General features: G+C 40.1%; 14 protein-coding genes. All 14 read right to left on the bottom strand.

Annotated elements, in window-relative coordinates; all coding sequences use genetic code 11:
• Positions 1-101: 101 nt before the first annotated feature.
• Positions 102-1052, bottom strand: a complete 951-nt coding sequence (locus tag Q7O55_RS04545) for a dihydroorotate dehydrogenase (protein WP_303928778.1) — start codon at positions 1050-1052, stop codon at positions 102-104.
• The gene (locus tag Q7O55_RS04540) at positions 1052-1819 is read right to left on the bottom strand and encodes a dihydroorotate dehydrogenase electron transfer subunit (protein ID WP_303928777.1); all 768 of its coding nucleotides are present in this window, start codon (positions 1817-1819) and stop codon (positions 1052-1054) included. Before Q7O55_RS04540 ends, Q7O55_RS04545 begins: the two co-directional genes overlap by 1 nt.
• Positions 1820-1823: 4 nt before the next feature.
• Complete coding sequence (gene carB, locus Q7O55_RS04535) at positions 1824-5024, bottom strand: carbamoyl-phosphate synthase large subunit (RefSeq protein ID WP_303928775.1); 3201 nt, start codon at positions 5022-5024, stop codon at positions 1824-1826.
• Position 5025: 1 nt separating this feature from the next.
• Positions 5026-6093, bottom strand: coding sequence for a glutamine-hydrolyzing carbamoyl-phosphate synthase small subunit (gene carA / locus Q7O55_RS04530; protein WP_303928773.1), 1068 nt, complete (start codon positions 6091-6093; stop codon positions 5026-5028).
• Positions 6093-7379 (bottom strand): dihydroorotase, encoded by a 1287-nt coding sequence (locus tag Q7O55_RS04525; protein ID WP_303928771.1) that lies wholly within the window; start codon positions 7377-7379, stop codon positions 6093-6095. The genes carA and Q7O55_RS04525 overlap by 1 nt, the downstream gene beginning before the upstream one ends.
• Positions 7363-8313 carry an aspartate carbamoyltransferase catalytic subunit gene (locus tag Q7O55_RS04520; RefSeq protein WP_303928769.1) on the bottom strand — a complete coding sequence of 317 codons (951 nt, stop codon included), beginning with the start codon at positions 8311-8313 and terminating at the stop codon, positions 7363-7365. Before Q7O55_RS04520 ends, Q7O55_RS04525 begins: the two co-directional genes overlap by 17 nt.
• A 351-nt stretch (positions 8314-8664) precedes the next feature.
• On the bottom strand, positions 8665-11712 hold the full coding sequence (locus Q7O55_RS04515) for an ATPase (RefSeq protein ID WP_303928767.1): 3048 nt from the start codon (positions 11710-11712) through the stop codon (positions 8665-8667).
• A gap of 12 nt (positions 11713-11724) precedes the next feature.
• Positions 11725-12672, bottom strand: coding sequence for a DNA-binding protein WhiA (gene whiA / locus Q7O55_RS04510; RefSeq protein WP_303928765.1), 948 nt, complete (start codon positions 12670-12672; stop codon positions 11725-11727).
• 15 nt (positions 12673-12687) lie between these two features.
• Positions 12688-14037, bottom strand: coding sequence for a gluconeogenesis factor YvcK family protein (gene yvcK / locus Q7O55_RS04505; protein WP_303928763.1), 1350 nt, complete (start codon positions 14035-14037; stop codon positions 12688-12690).
• 12 nt (positions 14038-14049) lie between these two features.
• Positions 14050-14964 (bottom strand): RNase adapter RapZ, encoded by a 915-nt coding sequence (rapZ, locus tag Q7O55_RS04500; protein WP_303928761.1) that lies wholly within the window; start codon positions 14962-14964, stop codon positions 14050-14052.
• A gap of 12 nt (positions 14965-14976) precedes the next feature.
• A complete protein-coding gene (locus Q7O55_RS04495) occupies positions 14977-15789 on the bottom strand; it encodes a Cof-type HAD-IIB family hydrolase (protein ID WP_303928760.1) in 813 nt (270 codons plus the stop codon).
• Positions 15790-16095: 306 nt separating this feature from the next.
• Positions 16096-17334 (bottom strand): putative porin, encoded by a 1239-nt coding sequence (locus Q7O55_RS04490; protein ID WP_303928758.1) that lies wholly within the window; start codon positions 17332-17334, stop codon positions 16096-16098.
• Between the two features lie 609 nt (positions 17335-17943).
• On the bottom strand, positions 17944-19206 hold the full coding sequence (locus tag Q7O55_RS04485; RefSeq protein ID WP_303928756.1) for an S-layer homology domain-containing protein: 1263 nt from the start codon (positions 19204-19206) through the stop codon (positions 17944-17946).
• 576 nt (positions 19207-19782) lie between these two features.
• A complete protein-coding gene (lepB, locus tag Q7O55_RS04480; protein WP_303928754.1) occupies positions 19783-20367 on the bottom strand; it encodes a signal peptidase I in 585 nt (194 codons plus the stop codon).
• Positions 20368-20371 lie beyond the last annotated feature (4 nt).

The raw sequence follows: 20371 nt of genomic DNA, 5'->3' as shown, positions 1-20371 counted from the left end.
TAAGAAAAGACCTAGTACTGAATGTGCTAGGTCTTTTTGTATCATATCCTATATAACGACAAATCTTATGGTTGTTTAAGTTCGCCGTACATATGACTCTGTTATACTTGATGAACAGCACCTACAATATCAGTGATGCTGTTAAGATTATATTGTTCTACATATTCGCTCATTTCACGGGCAATACGTGAAATTGCTGTTGGATCTACCATTGTAGCTGTACCAACTTGAACAGCTTGCGCCCCTGCCATCATAAATTCGATAGCATCTGTGCCAGTCATGATACCACCAAGACCAATAATAGGAATAGTTACCCCTTTATAAACTTGATGAACCATGCGAAGAGCCACGGGCTTTATGGCTGGGCCAGATAATCCACCATAAATATTCCCCAATACAGGTTTACGACGGTGAATATCTATAGCCATGCCCAACAAGGTATTAATGAGACTTACCCCATTGCCACCGCCTGCTTCAACAGCTTTTGCGATTTCCACAATATCCGTAACATTTGGTGAAAGTTTTACAATAACAGGCTTATCTGTTACTTTACGAACCGCTTTTGTTACCTGTTCTACTACCTTTGGATCTATACCAAAAGCCATGCCTTCACAGGCAACATTTGGGCAAGATACATTAACTTCAAGGCCTGCAATACCATTTACAGATAGTGTTTCTGCCATCCATGCAAATTCCTCTACCGTACCAGCAGACATATTCGCTAGCAATGGTACATCATATTTCTTAAGATCCGGTAGAATTTCTCTAACAAAATGTTCAGCCCCAGGATTTTCAAGGCCAATGCAGTTCAATACGCCAGATGGTGTTTCTGCAATGCGAGTGCTAGGATTACCATGACGACCTTTAGGGGTTAATCCTTTTACAGAAATAGCACCTACTTCATTACTTAGATCAAGGTAACCTGCATATTCAGGGCCATTACCAAAGGTACCAGATGCAGCGATAATAGGATTTTTCATCTTAATCCCGCAGTAATCGATGGCGAGCTTTGGATTAGGCGTAACGGTGTTATTTAAATCGCGTTCACTCATTAAAAGAACACCTCCTCAGCGGGGAATACAGGACCATCTTTACAAACTTTATAACGTTTGCCACCGGCACCATCACAAGCGCAACCTAAGCAACCGCCCGTACCACATCCCATGCGCTCTTCTAAAGATACTTGGCATGGCACATCGAGTTCTTTAGCCACTTGTGCTACGCCTTTCATCATAGGCATAGGACCACAAGTCATAACAGAAGTAAACGAATTAGCATTAATTAGGTCAGGCATGATTGCTGTAGGGAAACCTTTTGTACCTACGCTACCATCATCAGTAGTGATGTGGACTTGAACAGGCCTATCTTTAAATAAATCAGCCCAGAAGGTTTCGCTTTCATTTCTAAAACCAAGAATAACTTGTGCTTCTTCACCTTTTTGCAAATGAGAGGCGATACATAGCATCGGTGCAATACCAACGCCACCGCCAACGAGAAGCATATTATTAGATGTTACAAACGGTTCGCCCAAAGGTCCCAAACAATCTAATGTATCACCAGGCACGAGACGTGTCATAATTTCAGTCCCCTTGCCTACGACGCGATACAAAAGGGTAATCGTACCCTTTCGGGCATCAAATCCAGCATAGCTAATAGGGCGGCGCAATAATGGCGCCGTAGAGTCCGCTACGCGAACATTACAAAACTGTCCTACCTTTGCTTCTGCTGCCTGTTTTGGTGCGTGAATATCCATAATCCACACATCAGAGCCTATTTGCTCATTGCGAACGACTTCGCCCTGTTCTACATAGCCACTCATGGTTTTACTCCAATTCAAAATCTTGTAATGCTTCTACAGTGTAGTTCGCATCATCTTTACGATTCGCCACAACACGCAATACTTCCCGTGCTGTATCGAGACTTGTTAAGCATGGTGTACCCATTTCTACAGCAAGACGACGCAATTGGAATCCTTCGCGTTCAGGTCGTTTCCCTGCAGTCAATGTATTAAGTACAAGATCGACTTTGTCTTGACGAATGTGGTCAGCACAGTTATCATCACCTTCAGAGATTTTGTTAACTACCTTGCAGTCAACGCCATGTTCTTTGAAGTATTTACCAGTACCACCAGTTGCTTCAATATGATAGCCCAAATCAATAAAGCCTTTTGCTAATTGACTAGCCTCCTCTTTATCGCGGTCTGCAACAGTCATAAGGATTGTACCATCCTCTGGGATACGCATGTTGGCACCATTGATAGCTTTGAATAAAGCTTCAGAATATGTGCGACCAATCCCCATAACCTCACCAGTAGATTTCATTTCAGGTCCAAGAGCGATTTCTACAAGACCCATTTTAGAGAAGGAGAATACAGGTGCTTTTACAGCTACATATGGTTTATTAGGTACAAGACCAAGTGGTAAGCCTAAGTCTTTTAAGCTTTCACCAAGGGCAATGCGTGTTGCACATTCTACCATATTGATACCTGTAACCTTAGAAATGAATGGTACAGTACGGCTAGAACGAGGGTTAACTTCGATAACGTTAAGTTCACCATCAGCCACGATATATTGAATATTAAGTACACCTTTAACATTAAGGCCTACTGCAATACGACGTGTATAATCAACGATTTGATCAATCAATTCTTGGCTCAAATGTTGAGCTGGATAAACGGCCATGGAGTCACCAGAGTGAACACCGGCGCGTTCGATTTGTTCCATAATACCAGGGATACATACATCGGTACCATCAGAAATAGCGTCAACCTCTACCTCCATACCAACCATATAACGGTCGATAAGAACAGGATGCTCCTTAGATGCTACTACGGCTTCCTTCATGTATACATCAAGCTCTTTATCGTTGTATACGATTTCCATCGCACGACCGCCCAATACATAAGAAGGGCGAACGATTAATGGGTATTTCAACTTTTTAGCTGCTTCTTGTGCTTCTTCATCAGAGGTTACCAGAGCACCTACTGGGCGAGGGATACCAAGTTTCGCCAACAATTCATCAAAGCGTTCACGGTCTTCCGCCATATCGATGCTATCTACGGATGTACCGAGGATTTTGACGCCACGTTCTGCCAATGGGCCTGCCAAATTGATAGCCGTTTGACCACCAAATTGAGCAATGACGCCCGCTGGCTGTTCTTTATTGATGATTTCCATTACATCGTCCACAGTCAATGGCTCAAAGTATAAAGAGTCAGAAATATCAAAGTCAGTAGACACTGTTTCTGGGTTGTTATTAATCATAATAGATTGGTAACCCGCTTTACGAAGGGCCCAAGAGGAATGTACGGAACAGTAATCGAACTCTACGCCTTGACCGATACGAATTGGACCGGAACCAAGTACTACTACGGATTTATCGCCTAATGGACGAACCTCATCCTCTTGTGCATACGCACTGTAGTAATAAGGTGTTTTAGATTCAAATTCAGCTGCGCAAGTATCTACGTATTTATATGTTGGAAGAATATTCCATTCTTTACGTTTTGCACGAACATCTTCTACAGTTGTATTAGCATAACGAGCGATAACAGAATCAGTGAAGGAATAACGTTTTGCTTTGCGCAATACATCCTCTGTTAAACCTTGCTCAGCCAATGCTTTTTCCACAATAACAATGTTTTTAATTTTTTCAATAAAGAATGTATCAATTTTTGTAATATAGTGGATTTTTTCTACACTGATTCCCTTGCGAAGTGCTTCTGCTACAACATAGATACGTTCATCATCTACTAAATGTAACCGTTCAATCAATTGTTCCATAGACTCATGAGCGATTTTCTTAAGCTCAATATGGTCTAAACCAATTTCCAAGGAACGAATTGCTTTAAGTAAGGAGCCTTCCAAAGAACGGTCGATGGCCATAACTTCGCCAGTGGCTTTCATTTGTGTGCCCAAGGTACGATCTGCCAAGTTGAATTTTTCAAAAGGCCAGCGTGGAAACTTAGTTACTACATAGTCAAGAGTCGGTTCAAAGCATGCTTTAGTTTCACCGGTTACAGCATTTGTAATTTGATCCAATGTCATGCCTACTGCAATTTTTGCTGCTACCTTCGCAATTGGGTACCCAGTTGCTTTAGATGCCAATGCAGAGGAACGAGATACGCGAGGGTTTACTTCGATAACAATATATTCGTTGCTATTTGGATTCAAAGCGTATTGTACGTTACAACCACCTTCGATTTTTAAATAACGGATAATCTCTACAGATGCGGTACGCAGCATTTGGTATTGAATATCGTTCAAGGTTTGGCTTGGTGCCACAACGATAGAATCCCCAGTATGCACACCAACAGGATCAATATTTTCCATATTACATACGATGATGCAGTTATCTGCACTATCGCGCATTACTTCGTATTCAATCTCTTTCCAGCCTGCAACGGAACGTTCTGCTAGAATTTGGTGAATTGGTGAAAGTTTCAAACCACGACGTGTGATTTCATACATTTCATCTTCATTATGGGCAATACCTCCACCAGTACCGCCTAATGTGTATGCAGGACGGATGATAATAGGATATCCAATACGATTAGCAAAGGCTACTGCTTCTTCAAGATCGTTAAAGATATCGGATTCAGGAACCGGTTGGTTGATTTCCTTCATCGCTTCTTTGAAGAGTTCACGGTCTTCGGCTTGTTTAATGGCTTCAAGAGTTGTACCAAGAAGTTTTACACCATATTCTTCTAATACGCCAGCTTCAGACAATTGTACCGCCATATTAAGACCTACTTGACCACCCAATGTAGCCAACAAGCCCCAAGGGCGTTCTTTTTTTATAACTTCTGTTACGAATTCAAGACTAATCGGTTCTACATATACGCGGTCTGCAATATCTGTATCAGTCATAATAGTAGCAGGGTTGGAGTTAACTAATACTACTTTATAACCCTCTTCTCGAAGGGAACGGCATGCTTGTGTACCAGCATAATCAAATTCTGCAGCTTGACCGATAATAATTGGACCAGAACCAATTACAAGTACTTTTTTTGCTTCTGAGGTCATATTATTTTCCCTTTCTCATTAAGTCTTCAAATTCGTCAAATAAATATAGGTTATCAGTAGGTCCTGGGGATGCTTCTGGATGGTATTGTACGGAGAAGATTGGCAATTCTTTATGACGCATACCTTCTACGGTACCATCATTTACACTACGATGTGTAATTTCTACGAAATCTGGCAAAGAAGTATCATCTACCGCATAACCATGGTTTTGAGATGTAATATATACCCGACCAGTACGTAAATCTTGTACAGGATGATTAGAACCACGGTGACCAAATTTCAATTTGAATGTGGTGCCACCATAAGCTTGTGCCAATACTTGATGCCCCATACAGATGCCAAAGATTGGTTTCTTACCAAACATTTTCTTTACTTCTTCTACTGCATAGCCAAGATCTTGAGGGTCTCCAGGGCCATTAGATAAAAAAATACCATCTGGATTTGCTGCCAACACATCTTCAGCCTTAGTATCTGCAGGAAATACAGTAAGACGACAGCCTGCAGCTTCTAGAGAGCGAAGGATATTTTCCTTTACACCATAATCCATTACCGCTACGTGGAATTCAGCATTTTTATCGCCACGCATACCTTGCCATTTTGTAGTTACACGCATAACTTGATCTGTTGGCAAGTCTTGTTTAAACAATTTTTGAATATCCTCCATAGGGTAATCAGAGCGTACGAGCACGCCCTTCATTACACCATGGTTACGAAGAACACGTGTAATCGCACGTGTATCTACATCATAAAGGCAAGGGATGCCGTGCAAACGAAGATACTCACTAAATAACCCCTCATTTTGCCAGTTAGATGGAAAGTCACACAGTTCACCTACAATAAAACCTTTACAATATGGTTTAGGACCTTGAGTGATAGAATTTAAAGTACCATAATTACCAATTAAAGGATAGGTTAATGTAATAATTTGATCCGCATAGGATGGGTCAGTCAAGATTTCTTGATACCCAGTCATACCTGTGTTAAATACAACTTCGCCTACCGTTGGGGCGCCACCTAATAAGGAACCTTCAAACACGGAACCATCTTCAAGAACTAACTTGCCTTTCATTATAAGACTACGCCCTCCTTCATAACAATTTTGCCATCAACTACTGTGAGTTTAGCTTTACCTGTAACAGTCATACCATCAAACGGGCTAACTTTACCTTTTGTATAAAATTTATTTCTAACTACTGTCCACTTTTCAGTTGTAGAGAATACAGTAATATCCGCTGGCTTACCAACTTCAAGAACACCTGCATCAAGGTGCATCAACTCAGCTGGTCGAGTACTCATATAGTACACAACTTGATCAATGCTAAGTTTATCAGGACCATATGCATTTGTAATAACCGCTGCCAAAGATGTTTCGAGGCCACTGAAACCATTTGGTGCACAGCAGAATTCATGGTCTTTTTCTTCATATGCATGTGGTGCATGGTCTGTAATAATCGCATCGATTGTGCCATCTTTCAAGCCTTCTAATAATGCTTGGCGATGATCTTCTGAGCGAATTGGAGGAGCTATTTTAAATGCTGGGTTATATTCGCGTAAGTATTCATCTGTGAAAGACAAATGTTGGCTTGTAACTTCACAGGTTACATTAAGGCCTTTAGCCTTCGCACGGCGCACCATATCTACAGTATTTTTACTACTTACGTGAGCAATATGGATATGACCACCTGTCATTTCAGATAACAAGATATCACGAGCAACAGCCAAATCTTCAGCTACTGCAGGACGACCAATAACACCTAATTCATAAGAAACAATACCTTCATGCATATGGCCATTTTTAGTCAATGTAATATCTTCTGCATGGTCGATAACCATCTTATTAAACATGGACGAGTATTCTAAAGCACGACGCATAAATGCAGCATTTTCTACATAGTGGCCATCATCGGAGAAAGCTACTACACCAGCTTCTGCCATATCCCCCATTTCAGCAAGTTCCTTACCTTCAAGACCTTTTGATACAGCACCAATAAATTCTACCTTAACAACACCAGTAAGTTCGGCTTGCTTTTGCAACCCTCTTACGAGCGCAGCATTATCTACCACAGGATTTGTATTAGCCATAGTTACAACACGTGTGAAACCACCTGCAGCAGCGGCTTGTGTACCGGAATGGAAATCTTCTTTCGCTTCTTGACCTGGCTCACGCAAATGTGTGTGAATATCGATAAGGCCTGGTGCTACAATAAGACCTGTTGCATCATATATCTCAGCACCTTCAGCATTTAAGTTTTGACCGATGGCTGCAATTTTACCATCTTTTACGAGAATGTCTGCTACTTCGTTTTGTTTTTTCGCCGGATTTACTACCGTACCATTTTTAATAAGCAAGCTCACTACCGTCACCTCCGATAATAGTTAAGTACAATACAGCCATACGTATAGCTACGCCATTACGCACTTGTTCTTGAATTACTGATTGATCAGAATACGCAACATCTGGTGCGATTTCTAGACCACGGTTCATTGGACCTGGATGCATGACCATTACATCGTCTTTAGCTAATTTCAATACATCGCTATTGATACCAAAGATACGCGCATATTCTCTGTTTGTAGGATATAGTGCAGAGTGAATGCGTTCTAATTGAATGCGAAGTACGTTTACCACATCTGCATCAGCAACTGCTTCACGAATATCGTGGTGTACGGTAACACCTAATTTTTCAAGTTCTGGATATACCATTGTACGAGGACCAGCTAAATGTACATCAGCCCCCATTTTTGTAAGTCCATAAATGTTGGAGCGTGCTACACGACTATGCATTATATCGCCAAGGATAACCACCTTTAATCCTTCAATAGATTCCTTTTTCTCTAAGATAGAATACATGTCTAGTAATGCTTGTGTTGGATGCTCATGAGCGCCATCACCTGCGTTAATGATAATCGGTTCTACGGCTTTCGTAGCGTATAAAGGTGCACCTTCTGCGCTGTGGCGCATTACGATAGCATCTGTACCCATGTAGGACATAGTTAATAATGTATCGCGGAAACTTTCACCTTTACCCATGGAAGATCCACTAGGAGAAAGATTGATTACGTCAGCCCCTAAGTATTTACCGGCTAACTCAAAGGAACTACGGGTACGAGTACTTGGTTCCATAAAAAGGTTGATAATGGATTTCCCCTTTAATAGTGGAACCTTCTTGTCATCAGAAAGAACGATTTTCTTCATTTTCTTTGCCACATCTAAAATCAATTTGATTTCTTCAGGTGACACATTTTGCAAACCCAATAAATCTTTGCCTTTTAGGCTAACTTGTCCCATGATTTCCTCCTAACTCACGTAACAAAAAAGACCTTTTGCCCAGGGCAAAAGGTCAAATAGTTTGCACAAAGAAGCCCCTATGGGCACTTCAACTATATTCCTTTCTCAGCCTCTCTGGACTAAATTAAAAGGTATTGTATTATGCAATGGTCTCTCGTACCATATATGCATTTCTTTGTTTATTGTACTGAATCCACCTTTGAAAGTCAATGTAAAACACAAAATTCATATGGATTTTAAAAAGAGGACAAGCATATAAAATTGCTTGTCCTCTCTATATTTAAACAGCTATTACTCCACTTCTATATCTTAAACTTTAATCTAAAATTTCTTTTCTAGAAATTAAGGGGCTTAACCTAATGGATATAATCTTGGTGGGTTTTCTTCATCATTTTGCTGTTCATTTTGTGGAGTATATGGCATTTGATCTTGTTGCGGCTCATTCGCTACAGGATTTATCTGCACATATTGCTGATTTGACGACAATTGAGGTTGACGTTGCTCACGACGACGTGTATTTTGAGATGCAGTCGGTCTAGGTTTTGTCAACTCATCAATGGATACAGCATTTGGAATAGTTACATTTGATGTATCCCCATGAATATCATCAAGTTCACTGAAGGAAGGAGTCCTCTTAGATGCTTGAGCAGCCTTACGTTCGGCTTCAAGTTGTTGACGTGCAAGTTCTGCACGACGACGAGCACTCTCTTGTTGATCTCGGACACGTTGAATAGCTTCAGCACGCTCTTTTGCTTTACGCTCGATTTCAGCTTGAGCCAACGCTTGTTGACGAGCAGCTTCAGCTTTACGCTCTGCTTCTAGTTGCGCTTTATATCGTTCCTCAGCAATACGTCGTGCCTCTGCGGCTTGACGTTCTGCTTCAGCTCGTTCTGCAGCAAGTCGCTCTTGCTCTGCCTTACGAGCTTCCGCCACTATACGAGCCGCCTCTGCTTTCCGAACCTCTTCGGCACGTCTTGCTTCTTCTATGCGGCGAGCTTCATCGGCTCTACGCGCTTCTTCAGCACGTTTAGCCTCTGCAACAATTCGAGCTTCTTCTGCACGGCGCGCAGCTTCAAGACGTTCCTGTTCAGCTTTACGTTGTGCCTCAAGTCTAGCTGCTTCTGCTTTCCGAGCTTCTTCTGCTCTACGTGCTGCTGCTGCTAAACGAGCTTGTTCAGCTTTACGCGCTGCTTCAATTCTAGCTGCTTCAGCTTTGCGTGCTTCCTCTGCTCGTTTTGCTTCTGCTGCTACGCGAGCGGCCTCAGCTTTACGTTCCGCTTCAATTCGAGCTTCTTCTGCTCTACGCGCTTCCTCCGCACGACGAGCCTCTGCTGCTTTTCTTGCTACTTCCATTTGTTGTGCTTCCAAAGCAGCCTTAGCCTCTGCCGCTCTACGAGCGTCTTCTTGGCGCTTCGCTTCAAGAGCGGCTTGCTCAGCAGCACGTTGTGCTTCTAAAGCAGCTTTCGCTTCTGCTGCTTTACGAGCTTCTTCGGCACGTCTTGCTTCCAATGCTTCCTGCTCAGCTTTACGTTGTGCTTCTAAACGAGCTCTAGCCTCAGCAGCCAAGCGTTCCTCTTCGGCCTTTTTGGCCTCTAAAGCAGCTTTTTCTGCTGCTCGTTGCGCTTCAAAGCGAGCCTTAGCTTCGGCCGCTTTTCTTTCTTCCTCCGCTTTGCGTGCGGCCTCAATACGAGCAGCTTCAATTCTACGTTCTTCTTCAAGACGTTTTGCTTCCGCTGCTAGTCGAGCTTCTTCTGCTTTACGAGCCGCCTCTAGTCGATCCGCTTCCGCTTTTCTCGCTGCCTCGATACGTGCCATTTCAGCTTTACGAGCCGCTTCCGCCTTGCGAGCTTCCTCTGCTTTACGCTCTGCTTCGGCTTTTTCAGCCATCTTGCGCTCAATTTCAGCATGCTTGGCTTCTGCAGCCTTTCGCAACATTTCAGCTTTTTCTGCAGCTAGTCGAGCCTCTTCAGCTTTTTTACGAGCTAAGACTTCTTTCTCGTCTTTTGCCTTTTTAAGTTGCGCTTCTTTTTTTACATCTGCTACAGCTTTATCGCTTAACTTTTTAGTTTCTTCATGAGCAATTGTTTCTGCCTGTTTAGCTGGACTTTCAATAGTAGATTTTTTAGTATCTACTATCCCTTTATCTCCATCTTTGCCACCTACAGGGCCTACAGGTATTTGTGTGCTCCCTTGAGTTGGGTGCCCTAAGATATCTTTAACATCTTTCGGCACGTTAACAGCAATAGTTTGATGTTTTTGTGGATTTGCAAGAGATTCAGGAATCAACAAGAAACGAATTGGCAAATTCGATGCACCAGCTGGCATAAAATTTAATGTTAATAAATCGCCCGCATTATAATTTCCTAATAGACGACTATCTAATATAGTTCCTTCCCCTAATGCGGAAATACCATCTTCACCACCAATGTGGTAAGTCCGTGTATCTGTCTGTCCTCGTCTAGCACCTTGTTGATGCAATGCTTTTACTGTAAAGGAACCAGAATAAGGTCCCCCAAGAGGATTAAAATACAGTCTAAACGGTTCATTCCCCTTTGTAGGAATTTTTAGCGTATACGATACACCATAGTTACCACGATCTCGAACAAATGATTTATTTTGCATTTCGTCTACACCATTGATAAACGTATCTTCTCGGTCATTACCAATTTCTACAAAGGCACCACCTAAAGCGGTGTCGAATGGTGTAGCAACCTCCATATTACGTTTAGCACCAGTATAGGTACCGCGCAATTGTATTTCATCTATGGGAAGATTTTTCACCCAATGTGACGCATCTACGGGGTCCATCCCCATAGGCAGCATCATAACACGCGCAAATATAGGCCCTTCTGTTTTAATATCTACGATACCCGTAAATAATGCATCTCGATTTACCGGTGTATTTTCTAAGTCACTAAAGATTAATTGACGCCCTTGTGGTGGGATGCTAAGAGAGTATAACGGTCTTGCATCTGGGCTTTCATTAAGAGGCTGCTCCAAATCCTTCCGAGACAAATCACGACCTGCTGCAAAATAGTCAGGTGTAGCTACAGATTTTAATTGTCTCATGACATGTACTGAAGTTGGATAAGCCGTTTGGTTTTCTAAGACGATAGCAATCTTGTGAGGTAGATCCATTTCATTTACATGATAGAAATAGATACGACCATTGCCATTAATTGTACCTGCACTTAACGTACCTCCTACAGGTCCTACATATTCAGGACTATCCGATAGGAGCAATGTATCCGTTTGAGACATCAACGATGGTGGCAACGGAGAAAACTGAAAATATCCAATTGATTGTAAATCTATATCACGAGCTTCTACATGGCCTGTAAGGGCAGCCATGGCAGCCATAGCCGCAGCTACACAATATCTTGATTTATAGGAAAACATATATTATTACCTCTATATTTCTTCGAGCCCCAACGGGTCATACGTAAGTGCTAATGCTTCAATCTTCTTTAGTCGATGGCCAATTCCAGATTTAGATAGTTCCCCCTCCATCAACTCTTCAAGCTCTTTTAAACTCGCTTCAGGATTCTCCCACCGAAGTCTTGCAACGACGCGCAACTTTTCAGGTAATTCTTCAATACCGATTTCTCTATCAATAATACGGATTGCTTTTACCTGACGAACTGCTGCATCCACAACCTTCTGTAAATTTGCCGTCTCACAGTTGACTTGACGATTAATTTGATTCCGTACGGTTTTCATAATCCGCACGTTTTCAAATTCCATAAGCGCCGATTGAGCACCCATGATTTGCAAACAATTTGTTACTGCATCCCCTTCTTTAAGATATACTACATACTCTTCCTTCCGCTCCGTTAAGCCTGCATGAATGTGAAAAAGCCGTAATACATGGATAATTTCCCTCGCAAAAATCTCGTTTCCCGTCATAAACTCAAGATGGTAATCACTTTGTGGTTTATTAACAGAGCCTCCCCCTAAAAAAGCTCCCCTTAAAAAGGCACGTCGTGCTTCCATTGATTTGAGCCAACTGCGAGGGATTTGTTCGGTTACAGGCCATAAAGCGAGATCCTCTAAAACCTGTCTCCCTTCTATAGAAGGTTCCACAGAGAGCGTATACATATTTTTTTTACGCAGGTTTAAACCTTGTCGTACTAATACATTTGTAGGTAATTCGTATTGCTTTTTCAAAATACCAAGCAACCGACGAGCTACTGCATTATTAGCCGTAGCCAAACGAATGCCGACGGCACCTTTCATCCCCAAAATGATAGATCCGCTCATACGCAATAAGCAAGACGCTTCAATTTTCATGGCCACATCCGCATCACTAGAGGCTTCATATTGGCATAATTCATTTTTTACATCTTCTGCAAATGACATGGACATCCCTTCTCATTAATGATCATCTCGTTGAAGATAATATTCTAAGATATGCGGTTCAGTGTTAGATTGCATAGCATGAATGATATCCATAATAACTTTACCTAACCGTTCAGGATCGTGAACAGCCGGTTTTTGAGGGTTAATTAAGGTAGCTCGTATAGTGCGGATTCCTTTGTCTTGTAACTTTTTAGTATCTAATACCAATGGTTCAGATCCTACAGCACTATATTGTTCAACCATTTGAATTGGCAACGGCCCATCATTAGCAAGAACAGTATCTATAATTCCTTCCCCGCCATGCTCAATCAGAGCCTCTACATGGTCATTTAATGTATAGCCCGTAGTTTCGCCTGGTTGTGTCATAACATTAGCAATATAGATTTTATTAGCCTTACTTGCTCGAACATGAGAGGCCAATTTATCAGTCAGTAAATTTGGAATAATACTTGTATATAAACTACCAGGACCTAAGATGATTACGTCCGCTTCATCAATGGCACGCAATGCAGCCCCCTCTGGCTTAGGCTGTGCTGGATCACTATAAATATGACGAATTCGTTTACCCGAATTTGGAATATTGCTTTCACCTTCTACAATAGTGCCATCTGTCATTTCAGCACGCAATTTAATAAACTCTGTAGAAGAAGGAATTACACGACCACGGACACGCAACAATTTACTAGCCGCTTCAAGAGCTTCTTCAATATCTCCATCATAAACTTGAGCAAGCGCAGTGATAAAGAGATTACCAAAACTGTGCCCAGAAAGCTCATTTTCACCATCGAAACGATAACGGAATAAGTTCTCCATTACTCCTTCTTGTTCAGCTAGTGATACTAAACAGTTTCGCAAATCACCAGGAGCTATCATTTGAAAATCTTCACGCAAGCGACCAGAAGAACCTCCATCATCAGCGACAGTTACAATCGCAGATAGGTTTGATGTATGTGATTTCAAACCGCGCAATAAATTTGATAAGCCCGTACCACCACCGATTACTACAATTTTTGGGCCCTTATCGAGTCGGATATTTTGAAAAATAATATCCGATACCTTACTGTCAGGATTAGGTAATACGGCGCGAATAATCGTTTTAATAACTTTACTCGTACCGATGAGCATTAATACAGCACCAATCGATAATACTACAGCCCCTACAGCAATGAGTACATTATAATTGTAAAAGCCCGTCATATTATAGGAAAAGGCAAGTACAATATCTTCAAGAACGGCAAGCCATTGATAGTTAAACATCAAAGAAATGCCAATAATTAAAAGACCTACACCACAACTAAATAGGGCAAGCCAACGTTTTATATTTAGACCCGGAATTAGCCACCGGAACCATCCTTTTCGCAACATAATCCCCCCTATCTAGTTATCAAGTGTTATAATTTCATGAGGATTATAATCTTCTTCTACATTATTTTTCATCATATCTCTGTGTTCAACAGATACGCGATACCCTTTCTCTAATAAGTGAGAATATAGCGCCTCTGCCATAGCTACAGATCTATGCATACCACCTGTACAGCCTACCGCTACGATAAACTGAGACTTACCTTCTTGTTCATAATTTGGCACAAGGAAGTCTACGGTATCAAAATAACGTTTTTTAAATTCATCGGTCACTTCAAAGGAATGAATATATTCATTAACCGCTTTTACTCGACCTGTTTTATGGCGAAACTCGGGAATATAAAATGGATTAGGTAAGAAACGAACATCCCAAACCATATCTGCATCGAGAGGAATACCATATTTAAAGCCAAAACTCACTACAGTAATAGCCATACCATGACCTTCATCAACTTGAGTAAAACGCGTTTTTAAATATTCTTTCAAGCTTGCCGTCTTCATATTAGTAGTATCAATTATAAAGTCAGCTTTATGGCGTACAGAGTTAAGGATTTGACGTTCTTTCTTTAACCCTGTTGTAATCAGCCCATCTGGAGCCAATGGATGGCTACGACGACTTTCCTTATAGCGACGAATCAAAGTCTCATCTGTAGCATCCATAAATACAATTTCAAAATCTACCTTCATATCTTTTAATGTATCTAAAGATGATGAAAGAGCTTCAAAAAATTCGCCCCCCCGAATATCTACAACAAGAGCAACGCGATTAGTCCGTTCTCCACCTTGTCGGCAAATTTCACTTAATTTAGGAATCAGCACAGGAGGAATATTATCAATACATAAATACCCCATATCTTCTAAAGCTTGCAATACTTGAGTTTTGCCGGCACCTGACATACCTGTAACTATTAACAAACGAAATGCTTCCATAGTTTTACTCCATTATAAAAGATTATCTTCAATCCAATGGGCTACTCCATCGTCATTATGATGACCACAAATTGTATGAGCCACAGATTTTACATGATCTGTAGCGTTTTCAACAGCTACAGAGTAACCTGTTTTACGTAGCATAGAAATATCATTTTCTGCATTACCAAAAGAAACGATATGTTCTAAACTAATATGATTATCTAAAGCTAGTTGTGTCAAAGCACGCCCCTTTGACACATTAAGGGCAACGATTTCTAAAAAGTCTTTTTGGCTACGAACTAGAGTCACCATATCACCAACTCTAGGAGTTAAAATTTCAATAATTCTGTTAATTCCTTCTACTGTATCTATGGCAATTAGCTTATTCGGTTCAGTTTTTAAACTATATAACTTATCCCCTAAAAACTCTGCCGTAGCACCAGTCTGTTTTTCATAAAGAGCGGACTGCCACGTCTTATGATGGCATAGTAAATGATCATCCACATACGATTGTATATGCCAATCATATTGTTTTGCTAATTCATAAATACGACGTACCACTTCAATAGAAACAGTCTGTTCAAACAGTTTACATCCTGTTTCCAACTCTTGAATGAGGCCACCAGAAAATAAAATCATCGGCACATTACCAAGCTTTAATGCCTGCCCAATGGGCTTAGCCGTTTGGTACATACGCCCCGTAGCAATCGTAATGGCAACACCCCTTTGCTGCAATCGATGTAATACATCTACTGTATAGTCAGATATAGTATTATCGCTACGCACCAAAGTTTCATCACAATCGATGGCAACCATTTTAATATGAGAAAAAGAAGGATTCATGTTTGCCTCCTTTATAAAAAATTAAAATACTCTTTATTATACCATTAATAGTGGCTATATAGATAGAAATTAGCGGTAATAACCCTAATAATGACAAGAAAGTTTGCTCATGAAATTTTCATTAAATTCAAAACCACTCTATTATCAATGGCTTATTCTATATTAATTGAGTAGATACTATTGCCTGCATACTATTTATTAAATACTATAATAAAAGGTCTTATAGAAATTACACATGCTATTTTATATTGCGCACACAAAAAAGAGACTCCCAAAGGAGTCTCTTTTATATGATTAACTGTCAAATTAGAATTTGTAGTTAAGATCTGCACGGTAGAAGTCGCCTTTATCAGCTTTTGTGCTATCAGTTGTTTTCCAGTCAAAGCCATAGTATGCAGACAAGCCTACATTATTTTGTAAAGCATAGTCAACACTTGCCATCCAGCCTTTTGCATTGTGAGTATAAATTTGATTCCATGTAGAATCAACAATTGGAGCGTTTTCTTTCTGATTGAAGTACTGAGCTTTCACATCCCAAGTACCGGCTTTTTTAATGTCATAGTTGCCGTAACCGAGACCTGCAACCCAAGCTTGAGAACGTGCCATCTTAGAGTCTTTCAACCATTCGCCGCCAACCCATACTTTATTGAAGTTAGCATCAGCATTGAAGCCGTAAAGGTTTTTATAGGAATCGCGGCGATTAGAACCAACGAAATTATCGCCGTTAACGCGACCGTAGAAACCGCCCACATTGACATGGGAACCTACTTTGCCGTTCAAGCCGATATAGCTGATACTTTCGTTGTCAGCACGTTTAATATCCTCGAAGTCACCGGACGTCATATAACCGTAAGCCGCTTGTGCCTGAATTTTATCGTTGCCAAAGTTCACTTGAGCACCGTCAAACGTACCGTCAAACATCAAGCCGCCGCCAAATGCTTGACCGAAACGACCAGCTTTCAAGGATACGCGTTCGCCGAATTTATGATTTACATAAGCGCGGTCGATAGTCGCATCAGCTTTATCCTCACCTTCCGAACCTTGACCGAATTCGAAGTTGCCGGAAGTTACACGAACAACTGCTTCAGTGCGATCGTTTACCTTCGCATTGAATTGTACACGAGCACGAGCGTCGAATTTGGATTTAGCGTGTTCAGCATCACGGTAACGTAAACGCATATCGCCTGTTACCTTAACATTACCCACGCGGTCTTCCAAGCGAGCTACACGAACGCCCAAGTTATTCAATTCGTTGGAGAATTCATCAGCCAAACGGTTGATCATAGCTTGTTGTTCAGCGTTAGCGCGGTCTTGGTTAGCCATAGCTTTAGCTACCATTTGAGCCATTTCGTAACGAGTGATATTGTTTTGACCTTTGAAAGTGCCATCTGGGTAACCGTTAACGATACCAGCGTTTGCCAATTGGGAAACTGCTTGGTATGCCCAAGAGTCTGGAGTTACATCGGAGAATGGGTTAGCTGCGAATGCAGTAGTTACACCCAAAACTGCTGTTGCTGCAAAGATTGCTGCGAATTGTTTTTTCATAGTTGAATTCCTTCTTTCTGAAAAAAATAGAAAAATAAAATGTTACAAGTCATAACATTCACATTCTACTCAGTTCTTCAGATCAAGAATCTTTGGGAGTGTCCACGTTTCCTCGCCACATTCTATATCGAAGTTCTTCGTTTCATGTGTTTGCTACTTCTAGTAGGGTGATATTAGCACAACCACTTTTTCGTGTAAACCCTTTTTTCTCAATTAGGTTCTCATTGTCTTGTTTTTATAACTTAAAATGCCTGCTAAGTTAGATTTTATCTAGTTTTATAAGATATAATTTTTTTCATTAAAAAATTAAAAATTATCTACTTTCTCATTAAGTAAGAATAATTATCATAACCATTATTAAACCAAACTTATAAATGATATACTAATTAATAAATAATAAAATGTTTTATACATAATGGGTTTATAAATACATCATACAATATATGGTGTATTAGAACTAAATAATTACTAAAACATTCGATGTATTAAGGAATCTTATATATGTATTAAATTTACTATATATACTATTATATACAAAAGATAATATATAAGATTTTTATGCAACAAAAAAAAGACTTCCGAAGAAGTCTTTTTTTTGTTGTGAGGGAATTAGAATTTGTAATTTAATTCTGCACGGTAGAAGTCGGAAAGATCATTACCGTTTTGATCTTTAGAGTTGAAACCATAACCTGCGGATAAGCCTACGTTATCTTGTACTGCGTAGTCTACGCTAGCCATGTAACCTTTGTAACCATTAGATGTATTTGTTAAGTCATATGCTTGATCCCATGTGGAGCTTACGATTGGTGCATTAGCTTTTTGGTTGAAGTATTGACCTTTCACATCCCATGTACCTTTTTTAGCGATGTCGTAGTTACCATAGCCAAGACCTGCTGTCCAAGCTTGAGAGTTATCTACGTTGGAAGCTTTCAACCATTCGCCGCCGGCCCATAATTTATTCTTACGGAAGTCAGCATTGAAACCGTAAACATTTTGTTTATCGGAGTTAACTGTTACACCGTTGTGGTTCAAGTTGCCGCTAGATAATCTGGAGTAGAAGCCACCAATGGAGGATTCTTTACCAACTTTACCTTTTAAGCCTACATAGGATACAGATGGGTTATCAGATTTGGAGTTGCCATCAGCAGCACCATCAATCATATAACCATACGCACCTTGTACTTGAACTTTATCATTACCTACGTTCAATTGTGCACCGTCAAATGTATCATCGTACATCAAACCGCCACCAATTGTTTGTTGGAAACGACCAGCTTTAGCAGATACGTTGCTACCAAATTTGTGATCTACGTAAGCACGATCGATTGTTGCTTGAGAACCTTTAGTAGAGTCACCAAATTCGTAATTACCTTTTACACGAACAACTGCTTGTGTTTTATCATTTACATTAGCATTGAATTGTACACGTGCACGGCCGTCAGTTAAAGATTTACTATTAGCTTTGTAAACACCTTTGTCTTCAGAACCTTGGTAACGGATACGAGCATCACCAGTTACCTTTACATTACCTACACGGTCTTCCAAACGAGATACTCGAACGCCGAGGTTGTTCAACTCGTTAGAGAACTCATCTGCCAAGCGGTTAATCATAGCTTGTTGTTCAGCGTTAGCACGATCTTGGTTAGCCATAGCTTTAGCTACCATTTGAGCCATTTCATAACGAGTGATATTGTTTTGGCCTTTGAAAGTGCCATCTGGATAACCATTAACGATACCAGATTGTGCTAATTGGGATACTGCTTGGTATGCCCAACTATCTGGAGTTACATCGGAGAATGGATTTGCAGCAAATGCTGTTGTTACACCTAACACTGCTGTTGCTGCTAACATTGTTGCGAATTGTTTTTTCATAATGAATTCCTTCTTTCTTATAAATAAGAATTTATATTTGCAGAAGACGTTCACTACATAAGTAGTATCACTATGAAAGATGTATTAGGAGTGTCCATGTTTCCTCAACTAAATTATCTATCTTAGCTTCACTTCTTTGTAGCGTAGCCTTTCTGTTGATGTGAATATACCACCACCCCAAAACTTTGTAAAGCATTTTACGCAACTAAATTTCATGAAATTTCTTTCATGAATAAAAATTATACTAAAAACATAGATTTTTACTATATTTTCAAAAATTTAATTTTACAAAATTTCATTTTACAGTCTAAAAAAATAGATAATTTTATTATCTACAGCTATAAATTTAATAATTATTGCTTATTAAATTTAGCCTATCTTATAATTTATATTAATTTATTTGTTTTAATTGTTTATTTTCTATAAGATTGATAAGTGATATATTTAGATTCACCCTAGCCGTCTTGCTAAATTTTATTTAGTATACATTTCACAAGATACGACGTAACTTAATCCTTCTTAACTTAAAAAAGCCTATCTACGATGAAATTTATCGTAGATAGGCTTTCACGATTATTAAATTGCGTAAGAAACAAACCCTAGAATATGGTCAACAGGAACTGGGCCGATAAAACGACTATCACTAGAATGATTTCGATTATCCCCCATTACAAACACATGGCCTTCTGGAACTGTTACAGATGTAGAGCGAGTGAAGTTCATTTTTCTATCTTTTGTATATGGCTCTTGTAATGGCTCTCCATTACGCCATACATGACCATCCTTAAACTCTAATACATCACCAGGCCGACCAATTACGCGTTTTACCCATACATCATTTGTTTGAGCGGCTTTGTTAAAAACAGATACATAGTTCATCAATGGCTCTTTTACATCATCCACCCATGTGCGAACGCGATTAACGCGGCTATCAATAATAACAATTTGACCATATTCTGGCATGTCATTCATAATGTGATGCCATTTTGCAACAATCAAATATTGTCCATTGTGTAATGTATCATCCATTGATTCCCCAGACACTCTAGTAGGTTGAATCAAGAAAATATGAATTACCATAGCAATGATTAATGCCAATGCAATAGCATAAATCCAATCTAATATTTCTTTTACTATTGTATTACCTAACTTATTACTCATAGTT

Source organism: Veillonella parvula (genome assembly GCF_945949885.1).
In the GTDB taxonomy this organism is placed as follows: Bacteria; Bacillota; Negativicutes; order Veillonellales; family Veillonellaceae; genus Veillonella; species Veillonella parvula_B.
The sequence above is the reverse complement of the archived record's forward strand: the minus strand, read 5'-3'. Positions and strand labels throughout refer to the sequence as shown.